This window comes from Flagellimonas marina (genome assembly GCF_042651185.1).
GTDB lineage: Bacteria > Bacteroidota > Bacteroidia > Flavobacteriales > Flavobacteriaceae > Flagellimonas > Flagellimonas marina.
The window spans coordinates 1,660,926-1,677,897 of sequence record NZ_JBHSCL010000004.1 but is presented as its reverse complement, the minus strand read 5'-3'; the positions used below and the strand labels follow the sequence as shown (position 1 = coordinate 1,677,897).

General features: G+C 41.5%; 10 protein-coding genes. 6 read left to right on the top strand and 4 right to left on the bottom strand.

The features are described 5' to 3' along the window. The first annotated feature begins 149 nt into the window (after positions 1-149). The 4 genes from ACFOWS_RS10975 to ACFOWS_RS10960 all read left to right on the top strand — a co-directional run bounded on the left by ACFOWS_RS10975 (position 150) and on the right by ACFOWS_RS10960 (position 9,646). A complete protein-coding gene (locus ACFOWS_RS10975) occupies positions 150-3,164 on the top strand; it encodes a SusC/RagA family TonB-linked outer membrane protein (RefSeq protein ID WP_379764423.1) in 3,015 nt (1,004 codons plus the stop codon). A gap of 9 nt (positions 3,165-3,173) precedes the next feature. After that, positions 3,174-4,784, top strand: a complete 1,611-nt coding sequence (locus ACFOWS_RS10970) for a RagB/SusD family nutrient uptake outer membrane protein (RefSeq protein WP_379764421.1) — start codon at positions 3,174-3,176, stop codon at positions 4,782-4,784. A 97-nt stretch (positions 4,785-4,881) separates the two neighbouring features. Next, a complete protein-coding gene (locus ACFOWS_RS10965) occupies positions 4,882-6,270 on the top strand; it encodes a DUF6055 domain-containing protein (protein ID WP_379764419.1) in 1,389 nt (462 codons plus the stop codon). A 91-nt stretch (positions 6,271-6,361) separates the two neighbouring features. Further along, positions 6,362-9,646 (top strand): VCBS repeat-containing protein, encoded by a 3,285-nt coding sequence (locus tag ACFOWS_RS10960; RefSeq protein ID WP_379764417.1) that lies wholly within the window; start codon positions 6,362-6,364, stop codon positions 9,644-9,646. A gap of 32 nt (positions 9,647-9,678) precedes the next feature. Here ACFOWS_RS10960 and ACFOWS_RS10955 read toward each other — a convergent pair whose 3' ends face one another. Further along, positions 9,679-10,770 carry a formylglycine-generating enzyme family protein gene (locus tag ACFOWS_RS10955; RefSeq protein WP_379764415.1) on the bottom strand — a complete coding sequence of 364 codons (1,092 nt, stop codon included), beginning with the start codon at positions 10,768-10,770 and terminating at the stop codon, positions 9,679-9,681. 30 nt (positions 10,771-10,800) lie between these two features. Continuing rightward, positions 10,801-12,324 carry a sulfatase family protein gene (locus ACFOWS_RS10950; protein ID WP_379764413.1) on the bottom strand — a complete coding sequence of 508 codons (1,524 nt, stop codon included), beginning with the start codon at positions 12,322-12,324 and terminating at the stop codon, positions 10,801-10,803. 414 nt (positions 12,325-12,738) lie between these two features. Between ACFOWS_RS10950 and ACFOWS_RS10945 the strand changes: the two genes are divergently transcribed. Next, on the top strand, positions 12,739-14,064 hold the full coding sequence (locus tag ACFOWS_RS10945; protein WP_379764411.1) for a PQQ-dependent sugar dehydrogenase: 1,326 nt from the start codon (positions 12,739-12,741) through the stop codon (positions 14,062-14,064). Positions 14,065-14,292: 228 nt separating this feature from the next. Here ACFOWS_RS10945 and ACFOWS_RS10940 read toward each other — a convergent pair whose 3' ends face one another. Both ACFOWS_RS10940 and ACFOWS_RS10935 read right to left on the bottom strand, forming a co-directional pair. Beyond that, positions 14,293-15,432: a PQQ-dependent sugar dehydrogenase gene (locus ACFOWS_RS10940; RefSeq protein WP_379764409.1), complete on the bottom strand. Its 1,140-nt coding sequence runs from the start codon at positions 15,430-15,432 to the stop codon at positions 14,293-14,295. Positions 15,433-15,683: 251 nt separating this feature from the next. Further along, entirely contained in the window at positions 15,684-15,848 is a 165-nt protein-coding gene (locus ACFOWS_RS10935) for an NrtR DNA-binding winged helix domain-containing protein (RefSeq protein WP_379764407.1), read from the bottom strand. A gap of 279 nt (positions 15,849-16,127) precedes the next feature. Between ACFOWS_RS10935 and ACFOWS_RS10930 the strand changes: the two genes are divergently transcribed. Then, positions 16,128-16,961 (top strand): SDR family oxidoreductase, encoded by an 834-nt coding sequence (locus ACFOWS_RS10930; protein WP_379764405.1) that lies wholly within the window; start codon positions 16,128-16,130, stop codon positions 16,959-16,961. The last annotated feature ends 11 nt before the right edge of the window (positions 16,962-16,972 follow it).

Sequence of the window (16,972 nt, the reverse complement as noted above, 5' to 3'; positions counted from 1 at the left end):
TTACAAAGAGATAATATAATACGAGCATTTGATTTTCACTATATTAATTTTACAAGTGTAAAAATATCACTTGTTATTTAGTAGAGTTTATCCAAAGTATTTTAACAGGTGTATTTAAGGGAATAATCCAATCAACTAAACTATGTATTATGGAATTGGCCAACTTATTTAAAAACTCAGGATTAGGGTTAGGAAGTTTGAAAAAACAAATCATTCTACCCATTCTGTATGTACTATTTCTACAGTCAGCATTTGCTCAAGAAAGGATTACCGGAACAATTACCGATGACCAGGGTGTTCCAGTTGCCGGGGCTTCCGTTGTGGAAAATGGTACCACCAATGGAACGGTCTCTGATTTTGATGGGAACTACCAGATTACCACAACAGGACCTAGTGCAGTTTTGACTTTTTCGTATTTGGGTTTTAAGGCCCAAGAAATTACCGTAGGAACATCTACGGTGATCAATGTGCAGCTTCAAGAAGATTTAGAGCAATTAACCGAAGTTGTGGTCATTGGTTATGGAACCCAAAAGAGGGAAGAGGTGACCACGGCCATTGCAACCGTGAAAGCTGAAGATTTTAACCCTGGTTTTGTTAGGGACGCAGCCGACCTTGTTAAAGGTAAGGTGGCTGGTCTAAGTATTACCAATGGTTCAGGAGATCCTTCAGCCGGGGCTAACATCTCCCTTAGAGGGGTTTCTTCCTTAACTGGCGGTACGGCACCTTTGGTATTGATCAACGGTGTGCCCGGAGGTTTGAATACCGTTGCCCCAGGTGAGATAGAAAGTATTGATGTTTTAAAGGATGCTTCTGCGGCCGCTATTTATGGTACCAGAGGTGCCAATGGGGTAATCTTGATTACCACCAAGTCAGGTAAAAGAAATATGGCACCAACACTTTCTTACTCCCATTACTCATCACTTTCTTCGTTCGCCAACACCGCGGATTTTGTGGATGCCGATGATGCCAGGGAGTTGATAGCGCAGGGTATCACCCTGCCAGTAGGAGATGATTTGGGCTATACCACGGACTGGTTGGATGAAATCAGCAGAACCGCCCTTACACAAAATCATAACCTAAACTTTAGTGGGGGCAATGAGAGTTCCACCTATGCGGTCAATGTTAACTACACCGATCAGGAAGGGGTTTTTAGAAAGTCCTTTAACGAGGAATTTAGATTAAGTGCGGATGTAAATCATAGCATGTTTGATGGAATAATAAAATTGAACGCCAATATTATTAACGGTTTGCAGAACACTGGTGCATTGGGAAATGGCGATTCATTTGATAATAGAATTTACCGACAAGCCTTGATTCGTAACCCCACGGATAGAATTCGTGAGGATGACGGAACTTTTGTGCAGCGCACCAACAAATTGCAATATGTTAACCCAGTAGGTATGATAGAACTTACTGATGGTCTTATTCAAAGACGTTGGATGCGATTGACCGGAAATTTGACCATAACTCCAATCACCGGTTGGGAGAACAATATTATGGTGGCAACGGATAGAAATAATTTCTTTTCAGGATTTGCTCAGAAAAAGGAATATTTGGGTTATAACGGTGAACGATTCAACGGGTTTGCCTCAAGAGGAACAACTCAGGATTACACTAACCTTATGGAAATCACATCAAAGTATTCCAAAACATTGGATAAACACAGCTTTTCTGTGTTGGGTGGTTACAGCTACCAGTATTTTACAAGCGAAGGTACGTCATCCAGCAACCGCGATTTTCCAACCGATGCCTTTTCTTATCATAACCTAGGTGCTGGTAGAGGTATAGACGAAGGCACAGCTTCTGTGAACAGTTTCAAGAGTGATGACAGATTGATCGGTTTCTTTGGACGTTTGAGCTATGGTTTCGATTCTCGATACAATATTTTGGCGAGTTTCAGACGAGAAGGTTCCTCCAAATTTGGAGCCAATAATAAATGGGGTAATTTCCCTGCCGTATCTGCGGGTTGGACCATTAGCAATGAGTCTTTCATGGATAATGCCGATTGGGTAAACAACCTGAAGTTCCGAGCTGGATACGGGGAAACGGGTGTAATTCCATCTGCATCGTACCAATCACAGACGCTATTGGGGTACGCAGGTAATTTTTATGTAGATGGCGAATGGGTTCAAGGATTGGAAGCCCAAAGTAACCCTAACCCAGATTTGCGATGGGAGGTTTCTAAAGAGGTCAACTTGGGCTTGGATTTTGGATTTGCCAATAATCGTATCAACGGTAGTATTGATTTTTATAGGAAAAAGACGGAGGGAATGTTGTGGAATTATAGTGTGCCAATTCCACCAAACTTGTTCGGTTCAACTTTGGCCAACGTTGGTGAAATGGAAAACAAAGGGTTTGAGATACTGTTGAACGTTGCCCCAATTCAGACTAATAACTTTTCATGGGACGCCAATATTACCTTGTCCCATAACAAGAATGAGCTGTTGAGTCTTTCAAACAACCTGTACGAGATAGAAGGTGATTATGTGAACTTAGGAACCTTGAGCGAGCCTGTTTCGCAGGTCACCCATAGATTTGAAGTAGGACAGCCAATAGGAACCTTTTGGGGGCTAAAATCGGTGGACATTGATAGTGATGGTCTTTGGGTCATTGAATTACCTGATGGAACACAAACACCCTTTACAGATGCACTGCAGCAAGATGATGCCAACAAACAATATCTTGGAAATGGTATTCCAGGCTACACTGCCGGTATTACCAATACCTTTAGATATAAGAACTTTGATTTGAGCTTTGTGTTGAATGGAGCGTTCGATTTTCAAATCATCAATGCACAGCGTGTATTTTATGAATATCCCCATGTTGAGTACAACGTTCTTAATTCTGCCTTTGACCCCGTATATGGCAAGGACATACAATTGTCAAACACATTGGGCCAGAATTTTGTAAGTTATTATGTGGAAGACGGGGACTATGTAAAGCTTGATAACATTACGTTGGGCTATAACCTAAATTGTGACCGATGGGATTTTATTAAATCACTGAGGTTTTATGTAACAGGTACCAACTTGGCCACCTTTACAAGTTATTCAGGAATAGACCCTGAAATTATTAGAAATAACCCCCTCATACAAGGTACTGATGACAGGGATAAATACCCTTCAGTAAGTACATTCACCCTGGGGCTCAATATAAACCTATAAAATTGCTGGATGATGAAATATATCAAAACAAAAAAATGGATACTCGCTGCAATTGCAGTTTGCACATTGGGTGCGAGTTGTACCGATTTGGAGGAAACTGTCTACAGTCAAATTCTTGCTGAAGAAACCGTTTTCACCGCTGATGATTTAAATCTCATTGTTGCTACTCCCTATGCCAATATGAGAGGCATTTATTGGGAATGGGAAGGACTTTTTGATGTCTATGAAGAGTCTTCAGACCTTTATGTAACACCCAGACGTACTAATATTGGATGGGGTGCGCAATACATTCTAATGCACCAACATACCTGGGGGCCAGGCACAAGCCATATAGAATCCCTTTGGTTTCGGTCGTATAGGGCCATAAACAATGCCAACAAGGCTATTCTTCAATTAGAGCAATTGGAAGGCGAAGGTGTTGATAACTATATAGCCGAGATGAAGGCCTTGCGAGCCCTTTGTTATTACATTCTATATGACAATTTTAGGAACATTCCCCTGGTAACTCAATTTGATGTGCCTGAAGGATTCTTGCCAGAGCAGGCTTCCAACCAAGAGGTGTACGATTTTATTATTCAAGAGTTGACCGATGCAATGCCATTGCTGAGCCAAGAAAATAGTGGAGCCACTTACGGACGTTTCACATATTGGGGCGCTAAAATGACATTGGCCAAAATGTACCTCAACTCAGAGGTTTACATAGGTACGCCACGGTGGGATGATGCCTTGGCAGAAGTACAGGATATCATTGACAGCGGTCTTTTCTCAATGGCTTCAGATTTCTCTGATATTTTTGCCATTGAGAATGAAAACCTACCCGAAACCATTTATGCCATACCTTTTGATCAAATCAACGCCTCAGGTTCTTATTTGGCGTACAAGGCACTTTTAGGTTCAAGTAGGGCCACTTTTGATCTTTCCGGATCTCCTTGGGGTGGTAGTGCTGCTATTCCTCAGTTCATTGACACCTATGATGAGGACGATCAACGATTGGAAGATACGTGGATAGGTGGACCACAGTTTACCAGTTCTGGGGATCCATTGTTGTTGAATCCAGATGACCCAGACTCTCAATTGGATTACATCAACTATATCAAAAATGTTAATGAGGCTGATGATGCTGATGGATATAGATTTGTTCGATATGAAATTGGTGCCGGGGATGTGGGAACCACCTCCAATGATGTTCCTTTCTTCAGATATACAGACGCCCTTATGATCAAGGCTGAATGCTTGTTACGTACAGGATTTGCCGATCAAGCGGCCGAAATTGTATCAGATGTTAGACAAAGGGCCTTTAAAGATACAGACCCTTCCAAGGCAGTGGTTACTGGTGCTGAGCTAATGCAAGGCAGTGTGTATCAGTATGGTGTACAGGAAGATGGAGTAATCACCAACCTTGAAGGTGGCGATGATATTGAATATGGAAGATTCTTGGACGAATTGGCATGGGAGTTTGTAGGTGAACACCACAGAAAACAAGACTTAATTCGCTTTGGGGTCTACACCACTAAATCTTGGTTCTCGCATACACCCAATGGAGATTACAGGGAAATTTTCCCAATTCCACTGAGTCAAATGGAAACCAACCCCAATTTGACCCAAAACCCGGGGTATTAAACCGTAAGCATTTTGTTTTATATAGTTAGTTTGAGTTAGTTTAGATAAGCCAAGGAAGCCTTTGATCTTCTTTGGCTTTCTTTTTTAAGAACATTTCATGAGATTTAAGTTTCATACAATTATTTTATTGTATTGTATTAGTGCTTGCTCATCGGGAGATAATTCTGCAAGCATACGTAATAAGGAGGCGGAAGAGGGCATACTTACCCCCGATAATTTTCCCTATGTGTTTGCCGAAAAGCCGAGTACAGGAAAGAGCATATATATCCCTAACGATTTACAGGACAATAATTTTGATTCCAACAACAGTCATTGGAGTTATCAAAGAAGTGCTTCCTCGGAAAATGTTATTCTTTTTTGGGAAAAAGGTTTTGGTCAATACCCCAGCAAAACTGCAAACACAGCAATGCAGGTTAATATTCAAAACTTGTTGGATAGTGCAGAGAAGCAATATGTATTTTACCGGGATACGCTAAAATTTGTGGACGTAGGAATATCACAATCCGATGAATACAGAATGATGATCTTTCTGATTTATCAAGAAGAGTGGTTGGCAACAGGAGCGGGATATGATAATGTTATAGGTGCTCTTTGGATTAATCCAACTACAACGGCCTACAATTCAGTAATTGGCCATGAGTTTGGGCATTCATTTCAGTATCAAGTACATTGTGATGGCAATTACGGTTTCAGGGACCAAAACTATGTAGGGACATTTTGGGAGCAATGTGCCCAATTTATGTCGTGGCAAATGAATAATGAAGACTATTCCCAAGACATCCCATACTTTCTAACAAATGCTCACAAGAACTTTTCGCATGAAGATATCAGGTATCAATCCATTTACCTTATGGAATATTGGAAACAAAAACATGGCATGGAATTCTTGGGCAAAGTTTGGAAAGAGGCTCTTGAGCCGGAACATCCATTACAAACCTATAAAAGAATAGCAGGAATCGATCAAGAGCAACTCAACGATGAGGTTTTTGAATATGCCTGCAAAAATATTACATGGGATTATCCTTTAGGGAGCTACAATAGGGAATTTATCACATCCCTTCCCATATCGCAACAATTAGAATATGAGCATGTAACCCAACTAAATGCAGTGGAGGATGGGTATTATCAAATTGCTGCTGTGCAAATACCACAGGCTTATGGATATAATGCCATAAAACTCCAAGTGCCTCCAACAGAAACAGAAGTCACTGTAGAATTTGAAGGTTTGGAAAACGAATGGAGTTCCATCGCAGGGTGGCGTTGGGGATTTGTGAGAACCCTTGCTGATGGGAAACCTGTTTATGAAGAGATCCAAAAAACAGAACTGGGAACAACCTCAGTTACCATAACAGATAACACCAGTGAGCTCTGGTTCGTGGTAAGTGGGGCTCCCACAGAGCATATAAACCATGTATGGGACAATGATGATGGTAATGATGAAAACTTTCCGTACAGATTAAGGTTTACCAACACGACCCCGGAATAATTACTGGAGATGGTTATGGATTGATTTTGGAATAGTTTAGCTAATAATGTTTTATATTAATGTGGGGAGCGCATGATTAAATTGTAGAGTAATGAAAAAATGTTCGATATACCTTTTGTGTTTGGCCTTACTGGCCAGTTGTACTGAAAAAGAAGAAGTTATAGAAGGCAAAATTTTTGAAATGTTGCCATCAACAACCACAGGTATTGATTTTTCCAATAACCTGACAGAATCCCATGCCCTAAATTACTTTACCTATTCCTACCTCTATATGGGAGGTGGGGTAGCTGCAGGAGACATTAACAATGATGGGTTGGTGGACCTTTATTTTACGGGTAATCAAGTCTCCAATAAGCTCTACCTGAATAAAGGAAATCTTCATTTTGAGGACATAACAGAGAAAGCAGGCGTTGGCGGAGATGGCAGATGGTATACAGGAGTTACTATGGCAGACGTGAATGATGATGGACTCTTGGATATTTATTGCTCAGTAAGTGGAAAGTTTTCCCCCTTTAATAACCAGTTGTTCGTAAACAACGGTGATGGAACATTTACGGAGCAAGCGGAAAAATATGGCATTTCTGATAAAGGGAACAGTATTCAATCCACATTTTTTGATTATGATAAAGATGGTGACCTAGACTTGTATGTAGGGAATTATCCACCAGCCAACTTTAATTCACCCAATGCCTACTACCTTCATAAAATGAAGAATCACACCTACGAGGAAGTTGATCACCTTTACAGAAACGACGGTGACACCTTTACTGATGTGTCTGTTCAGGCGGGCATTGCTAAATATGGACTTACCCTGGGCACCACGGTGGGTGATTTAAATAATGACGGTTGGCCGGATATTTACATTTCCAATGATTTTAGCACCCCGGATTATCTTTATTTGAATAATGGGGATGGCACCTTTAAAGATGTTTTACGACAGAGTACTGCACACACGGCGTTCTATGGTATGGGAGTTGATGTGGCCGATGTCAACAATGACGGTAATCTAGATTTGTACCAACCTGATATGGACTCCCACATCAACCGAAGACAGAAGGCAAATATGGTTAGCATGAATCCAGAACTTTTCTGGAGTACCGTTAGATCTGGTTTTCATTACCAGTATATGCACAACTGTCTGCAGTTGAATTCAGGTGTTTTCTTTAACAATATTCCATACTTCAACAATGTGTCAAGAATGGCTGGAGTCTCCTCAACCGACTGGACATGGGGCGGACTCTTTGCAGATTTTGACAACGATGGGCACAAGGACCTTTTTGTCTCCAACGGAACCCGTAGGGAAGTAAGCAACCATGATTATTTTGATGACCTTGAAGGTAAACGGAATGAATTCTTGAAACTCTCCCTAAGTATTCCCTCTGAACGGATGGATAATTTTATGTTCAAAAATAACGGTGATATGACTTTTGCAAAGGTCAATGATGATTGGAACATCAAGTTTGAGGGATTCTCCACAGGAGCCATTTATGCTGACTTGGACAACGATGGTGATTTGGAAGTGGTAACCAATAATTTGGATGATAAGGCCTCCATCTTTAAAAATAAGAGCAGTGCCATCAATAATTATGTAACACTTCAATTTAAGGGTAAAGAAGGAAATAAATTTGGTTTGGGAACCAGGGTATATGTCACTGTAGACGATAAGACACAATTGCAGGAATTGACGCTTTCCAGAGGTTTTCAATCCGCTGTGGCTCCGCAACTCTATTTTGGAGTGGGAGGTGCGGAAAAAATTGATCAGATAAAAATTGTTTGGGACGATGGGAAGGAACAGCTCATGCGCAATGTTGATGCCAACCAGATGTTAACCTTGAAATATAAAGATGCAGTCGCTTCCAATGCTTTGGGGGAAAAGGAGAAAACCCTTTTCGATTCCTTTGATAGAGGTCCTTTTCCTATTTTCAGACACAAGGAAAACTACAATGATGATTTTGAAACCCAAGTACTTTTACCACATAAAATGTCCACCTTTGGGCCGGCACTAGCCGTTGGAGATATGAACGGCGACGGATTGGAAGATTATTTTGTAGGCGGTGCTTCCGGACATACTGGAATCATCTTTTTGCAGACAGAAAATGGTTTCACAGGAATGGAATCAGAGGTGTTTGAAAAGGATAAAGGCTCAGAAGATTTAGGAGCCGTTATTTTCGATGCCGATAGGGATGGAGACAACGATTTGTATGTGGTGAGTGGCGGCTATGAATTTTCACCCAATTCTCCCGAGTTGCAGGACAGGCTTTACTTAAATAGGGGCAATGGACAATTTGATAAAGCGAGCAATACTGCACTCCCAACGATGTTGACCAGTGGTTCGCGGGTATATGCTGAAGATTTCAACAAGGATGGGAAAAAGGACCTGCTGGTACTAGGAAGACAGACCCCTGGGAATTATCCCAATGCCGCATCGAGCTATCTTCTGAAAAATACAAGTGAAAACGGAAATGCGAAATTTGAACCTTTTTCTTCCCAAACCACAGAACTTTTAACAAACTTGGGAATGGCTACAAGTGCCTCCGTTACAGACTTTGACAAGGATGGCTGGCTGGATATCATCATTGTTGGAGAATGGATGCCAATAACCGTATTTAAGAACAATCAAGGTGATTTTGTTGAGGTTTCCGAAGAAATGGGACTGACCAATGACACCAGAGGGTGGTGGTGGAGCATCCAAGAAGGTGATTTTGATGGTGATGGAGATATGGATTATATCTTGGGCAACAATGGTCTTAACTATAAGTATAAAGCCAAAGGCGAAGAAACCTTCGATATCTATTTTGATGATTTTGATGAAAACGGACGAGGCGATATCGTGTTGGGCTATTACAATCAAGGAGAGCAATATCCCGTTCGAGGAAGAGAATGCTCCTCCCAACAGATTCCTGGGATAAAGGATAAATTCAAGAACTACCAAAGTTTTTCAACGGCAACCCTACAGGAAGTCTACGGCAGCGAAAAACTAGAAAAATCATTGCACTATCAGGTGAAATCATTCGCCAGTAGTTACATGGAGAATCGTGATGGGAAATTCGTAATACATCAACTGCCCATGGAAACACAGGTTTCAAGCATCAACAAGATTTTAGTGGATGACTATGATAAAGACGGCCACTTGGACGCACTTATAGCAGGAAACTTATTTGCATCTGAAGTGGAAACACCTCGCAATGATGCTGGGTATGGCATGTTCTTAAAAGGGGACGGAATGGGAGGTTTTACGGCAATCCCAGCTCGCAACAGTGGTTTTTTTGTTCCCGGTGATGTCAAGGATATGTCGGTGATAAAAGTAAATGGGCAATCCTATATTTTGGTGGCCAAGAACAGTGACTACATGCAGTATGTTCGAATTAGGGGTTAATCACCTCCTACGGAACGGTACCACTACTGAAACTATTTAACGGATAAAGCGGTTCTAAACCCTAGATGCTCCATTCCAGAATCAGGACTGGTCGCCATACGAGCAGAAATTCGATAGCTGGCACAGTACGAAGCACTGCACAGGAACGACCCCCCTTTTATGACTTTTTCTTGGGCATACGGGTTGTTTGAATTAAAGGCTTTATCTGCCCCTAAAGGGTTATGTACGACCCCATTCTTATTGGCCATTTCCTCATAATAGTTGGAATTGTACCAATCATTGGTCCATTCCCACACATTTCCAGCCATATCATAGAGCCCAAAACCATTTTTGGGATAGCTCATTACAGGGGCCAAACGCTCAAAACCATCCTCTTGGGTATTGTTCACAGGGAACTCGCCTTCCCAAGAATTGGCATAATTACTTAGCAGGGTTATATCATTGCCCCAGAAAAAAAGTGCATCATTCTTTCCCGCTCTGGCGGCATACTCCCATTCCGCTTCGGTGGGGAGCCTCCGGCCAGCCCATTCACAATAGGCCAGTGCATCCTCCAAAGCGATATGCACCACCGGATGGTTTTCTTTTCCAATAATGGTACTATTAGGCCCGCTGGGATGGTTCCAGTTGGCACCAATCTTCCATTCCCACCATTGGGAAAAGTCATAGAGGTTAGGCACACTGGTCTTGGTCTTTTTGAACACCAATGACCCTGGCTGCAAGATGGAATCGTGTGGCTTTGGGGTGCCCTCAGGAAGTTGCTTTTTCATTTCTTCCCAATCAATTTCACGTTCGGCCACGGTAACATAGCCGGTTTCTTTAACAAATTCTGAAAATTGGGCATTGGTTACTTCATGTTCATCCATAAAGAACCCGTCAACGGATACGTCATGGGCAGGTTTTTCATGCATCATTGCCATTTTGTCGCCGGGTACGGCACCTTGCATAAACTTGCCACCGGGAACCCATACCATTCCCTTGGGAACTTCAAGGGGAGGGGTTTCTACTTCAACAGGCTCGTCTCCTCCAATGTTCACTTTGGCATTATTTCCCTTCTCCTTACAGCTATAGCCAATTATCAAAAGGAAAAACGAAAAAAGAACTGTGAACTTTATTTTTGTCAACATACTAAAATCTACTTTTTTAGGATGATTTGGTTAATATTCTCCACGGTGTTTAAAATCTCCAAAACTGGGGCGGTCCATAGATTTTAAGGGAATTTGCATTCCACTGGTGGTCTCCAACCAGGTATATAGGGATTTCAGCATACTCTTGATTGTGTCCTGTTTTGAAGGGTCGCCTATGAGATTATACATTTCGTTTGGGTCGTTTTCCAAATCATAAAGCTCATTTCTATCCCAAATGCCTTGGTATCGGATATACTTGTATTTGTCCGTTCGCATACCGAACATAGTTGGTGTCATGGGGAAATCATTCTCCCAATAGTATTCGTAATAAATCTCATTTCGGTTACCGGCAGGATTTTCCCCAGTTAGGATTGGTACAAAGGACACACCAGGCATTTCCTGTGGCTGCTTTACACCTGCCTCCGCCAAAATGGTTGGTGCAATATCTATGTTCTGCACCATAGCATTGGGTTCAATTCCACCACTGAACAAATCTGGGCAACGTACCAACAATGGGACCTTTACTGACTCCTCATAGAAATGACGCTTGTCAATCAATCCATGCTCCCCCCAACTAAACCCATTATCACCCATATAAATAATAAGTGTGGAATCATCCAATCCTTCAGATTCCAGATAGTTCATCACCTTGCCTACACTTTCGTCAACCCCTAATAGGGTCTCGCAATAGGCCTGAACGAGCTCCTGCATATCAATATTGCTATGGTACATATAATCGACCCCATGCCAGCTTACACGCTGCTTGGCCACCCATTCAGGCCACTTTAAATCTCTCCAAGCCCCTGTTTTGGTCTGGTCGTAGGTGGGGGGCAATTGAATTTGCTTTTCTTTGTATTTGCCCTTGTGGCGTCTAGCAGGTTGAAACTCTGCATGCACCGCCTTGTGGGACAGGTACATGAAAAATGGTTTGTCCTTTTTTCTGTTTTTTAACCAATCCACGGCATGTTCGGTCAACAAGTCAGTGATATATGTTGAATCTTTATACTGGATGCGTTCCCCGTTTATGTTCAATTGGGGATTGTAGTAGACGCCTTGTCCAAAAAAGCTTTCCCAATGGTCAAAACCCGGTCGCGGCTCATCCGTATGACTTCCCATATGCCATTTTCCAAAAAAACTGGTTTGATAGCCCGCTTTTTGAAGATATTGGGGGAAATAGGTCAGGTTTCCAGGATTTGGTGCTTGGTTGTCCACAATGGTATGGGTATGTGAAAATTGTCCTGTCAATATGGAAGCCCTGCTCGGTGAACACAACGAGGTGGTGACAAAAGCATTGGGCAAATAGGCCCCTTCCGAAGCCAAACGGTCCATGTTGGGGGTTTCCAGCCACGGAACCTTTCCCGTAAAGCCCATATAATCATATCTATGGTCATCGGTTAAAATAAATATGATGTTACGGGGTTTCTTTTTTGATTGGGCACTGAGGCAATGAAAAAAAGGTAGCAGAAAAATAGATAATAGTATTGTGCGTAAGGTGGGTAAGGATATTCTAACGGCGTTCCTTTCCGATTTTCGGTTGCTCAATAAAGCTGTCATATTTGGATAATCTTTAAAATAATAGGCACATGTACTTTTAGAGTAGTGTGCCTGTCTTACCAAATATACAATAAGCTATAGTGTTGCGCCCATCTTATAAACTATATAAATTAAAATATTGGTAGTGTGGGAGGCGACACTCATACTGAAGGGATAGTATGGAATTCTGAATTTTAGATTTGATAATCGTTGATTTACAATTGTTTTCAGGTAACTGGACTAATTCAGCATCTCTTTAATGATGGAAAAGTGACATATCAGTCAAAAATTTTTCTTAATCAAGTAATGTCTACGGTTCTAACGACTTAATTTCCATGGTGTACGTGGGTAAAATCAAGATGTAGGTTATCGATAAAACGGCAAACTGATGGTTTTGTTGAAAACAATTGCTAACTTACTTTAAAACAATTTGTTATGAACCTTTTTAAAAACAGTATCTGGCTTGTGTTTTTGTTGATTGTTGTGGCGGTTCAACTATCGTGCAGTTCAAATGATACACCAGAAATTCCGAATACAGAGGATCAGGAGGGCTCCAATGATGATGACAATAGCGGGGATGATGGAGATCAAGATATCAGTGATGATGGTCCATCCACTCCAGACGAACCCTTAGACCCTGTAGAAACTGATGATCCAAATTCAGATTATTCTCCAGCGTTTGATGGGCAGACCAGAATTGCAGGCGTTCTAACCGAAACCGAATATACCGTTTCCGTTTTTGCCACAGGTCTTACCAAACCTTGGGGGATGGCCCATTTGCCGGATGGTAGAATTCTAGTGACCGAAAAAGGTGGTACTATGCGATTGGTATCCGTTACAGGTGTTGTAGGTTCATCCATTACTGGGATCCCAACGGTAAACAGTGCTGGACAAGGTGGATTATTGGATGTGGCCATAGATCCTAATTTTGAAGAGAACCGGATGATTTATTGGACATTTTCACAAAATGGACCAGATGGTACGGCTACTGCTGTGGCCAAAGGGAGACTTTCGGACAGTGAAGATGAAGTTGAGGATGCTACCGTAATTTATACGGCCATTCCCGAATTTGATGGCACTGCACATTATGGGTCGCGATTGGCGTGGGACGGTCAAGGAAACCTGTTTGTAAGTACTGGTGATCGATCTAGTACAATTACCCGTCCGGAAGCCCAAGAATTGGACGCTGCTTTGGGTAAAGTGCTACGAATAACCACTGATGGTGAGCCTGCACCGGGAAATCCGTTTTTGTCTGAAACAGGTATCTTACCGGAAATATACTCGTACGGCCATAGAAACGTGCAGGGATTGGCTGTTCATCCCGTATCAGGCGATCTTTGGGAAGCCGAATTGGGACCAAGGGGAGGTGATGAAGTTAACCTCATTGAAGCTGGTGCCGACTATGGATGGCCTACCATCTCCTATGGTTTGGAATATAATGGTACGGCTATTGGAGCAGGTATCACCCAGCAAAGCGGGATGGAGCAACCTAATTACTATTGGGATCCTGTGGTATCGCCAAGTGGTATCGATTTTTATTCAGGAAATTTGATTCCGGAGTGGACCAATAATTTGTTTTTGGCAGCTTTGAGTGGGGAACATGTAGTAAGGTTGGTGATTGAAGAGAACAGTATTGTGGGCGAAGAACGATTGTTGGAAAGCGAAGGAAGACGGTTTAGGGATGTACTGGATGGAGCCGATGGAGCGATTTATGCACTCACCGACGGTGATAACGCTGTGATATATCGTATAGGACTGTAAAGAAATCTGATTTGCGGATGTAGCTAAAGAGAATGATTCTAAAAGTGGAATAATAGAAAGGACCTAACACATCAAACTTTTGCTACATCTCATCACACTTTGATGCTTATAATCTTATTGAATCGGAAATATTTCACTTTTACTAAAAGCCCGATAAAAAGGCCAGAAACAAAACGCTTCCCTTTAAAATTTACTAAGGCTGGTTTTTAGTTTGGCAAAATTACTGTCTTATATCGGTTTTAATCTATAGATTCCTCCACCATCGACACCGATATAGAGAAAACCGTCTGGCCCTTGTGTGATTGACCTTATGCGTTTCCCAAAATCTTGTAGCAAACGTTCTTCATGAACTACTTGGTTATTTTCAATCACCAATCGGTTTAAATGGGTTTTAGCCATGGCTCCCAAAAAAAGATTGCCTTTCCAGTTTTTATAGCGATTGCCCCAATAAAATTGCATACCACTGGGAGCAATGGAGGGAACATAATAGTAAAATGGCTGTTGCATGCCTTCCTTATGGGTAATTCCCGCTCCAATAGGAGTATCATCATAGTCGATGCCATGGCAGATAATGGGCCACCCGTAGTTGTGCTTTGGATGAATTCTGTTGATTTCGTCCCCACCTTTAGGCCCATGTTCATGTGACCAAATTTCCCCGGTTTCAGGATGTATGGTCAACCCTTGGGGATTTCTGTGCCCATAACTCCAGATTTCCGGCGCAGTATCCAATGAATCCATAAAAGGATTGTCCATGGGTATTCTTCCATCATCGTGAATACGAAGAATTTTTCCCAAATGGTTGGAAAGAGTCTGCGCAGAATCCATTAGATCATACCGATCACCCATAGATACAAACAGATAATTGTCTTGTATGGCCATTCGATTTCCATAATGACTAGAACCCTTGTAAAATGGAAAAACGGTAAAGATACGTTCAATTTGTATCAACGAATCCGCATGTAATTTGGCCCGATCAATCACCATGGTGCTTCTAATGGAATCGCCAATGGAATGTGAAAAATAGAGCCATTGGTTCTGCTGAAAGTCAGGATGGGGAAGAATGTCCAACGCTCCACCATCCCCGGCGGCATATGATTTTGGGATACCTTTTAAAAGAGTTTTAGTCCGTGCTTTTACATCAATGAGGAATATCTCATTCGAAAATCGGTTCGTGGCCAGCATCTTTTGTTCCGATATAAAGGCAATGGCAAAAGGAATCTGTACACCATCAACAATATGTTCCAGTTCAAAAGGGAATTCTTCACCTTGAAAAACAAGACTCTTTTCTTCCGATTGGCAAGCTGTCAAAAAGATTGCGAAAACCAGCACCAATAAAAAACAGTAGTAGAGATTTAATTTGAAATACATTATGATGATATAAATTGATGCAAACATCTTGGAATGCCTTAAAAGGAAATAATCAATTTACATATCACTTTTACTGATTTATGAATCCATCAGTATTTATTATGGTGAACGAACTTTAATAAAAATAGAGAACCATCTCAGACAGAGGATAATTCAAGTTTTGTTTTCTGAAAGAAATTTATTGAGCATGGGTCCGCCTTTGCCTGAACTGTTCTTTTTAAAATATCCATTTGAAAATTTCACTTGTCTAACTAAAGATTTAAAACATCTTCATAAAGTTGTTGCAGTTCAGATAGGGTGAATTGTTTGGGCAGCAGTTCCTCGATTACCAATAGAGCTTTAGGTTGTCCTTTAACCCAGTAAGTGCATAAAGGTAGGTTGTGAGCGGATTCTTGTATAGTTTTATGTGCTTCCATTACGCCTCGGGCAACTTTCAGTCATCAGTAAATTCTCCTACTGACCTCTTGATCAATAAAAGATTTGACCGGTTCTCCAAATAGCCAAAAATGTCAATATCTGTAGTCATTGAACATTCAAATGCATCAAGATTTACTTGAAAATTTTGAAGAACCGGTAAATCAACTTCTTTTTTATTACCCATTTCATTTTTTTATTGGCACAAAACGTCTAAATTAGCAAATGCGTAAAAAGTACACAGAAGTTGCAAATTTTTCATTGAATGAATCAAATCCTTTATGGGAAAAGGAAATATGACGAACGAACTTTTTAATATTTCAGACAGAGTGATTCTCATTACGGGTGGAACCGGGGTACTTGGTTCAAGTATGGCTGAATATCTGCTTTCCCAAGGTGCAAGGATTGCCATTTTGGGACAGACCCAGAAGAAAGTAGAAGAAAGAGTCAAATCATTTGAAGCAAAATATGACCATATCCTTGGTTTTTCAGGAAGCGTGCTGGACAAGAATTTTTTACAAAGTGTCAGAAAAAGTATTGTTGATGCTTGGGGAAAAATCGATGTGCTTATCAATGCGGCAGGCGGGAACATGCCAGGTGCCGTGATAGGCGAAGGTCAGACTATTTTCGATTTAAAAATGGAGGACTTCAGAAAAGTCTCTGAATTAAACTTGGATGGCACTGTAACCCCATCTCTGGTTTTTGGGGAGCAAATGGCAGCGCAAAATCATGGATGCATTCTCAATGTCTCCTCCATGGCAGCAAGTAGGGCACTGACACGTGTAGTAGGTTATTCCGCGTCAAAAGCCGCTATTGATAATTTTACCAAGTGGATGGCCACCGAACTGGCCCTGAAATTTGGAGAAGGCCTTCGGGTTAATGCCATTGCACCTGGATTTTTCATCAGTAATCAAAATAGAAACCTGTTGTTAAAAGAAGATGGCAGCTACACCGAAAGAGGACAGACCATAATTAAAAATACCCCTATGAAACGCTTTGGCAGGGCCGAAGAATTGCATGGAGCCGTGCACTGGCTCATTAGTGATGCAGCTAGTTTCGTGACAGGAACCATTGTTCCTATCGATGGTGGGTTTAGTGCGTTTAGTGGTGTTTAGAAATGAAACAG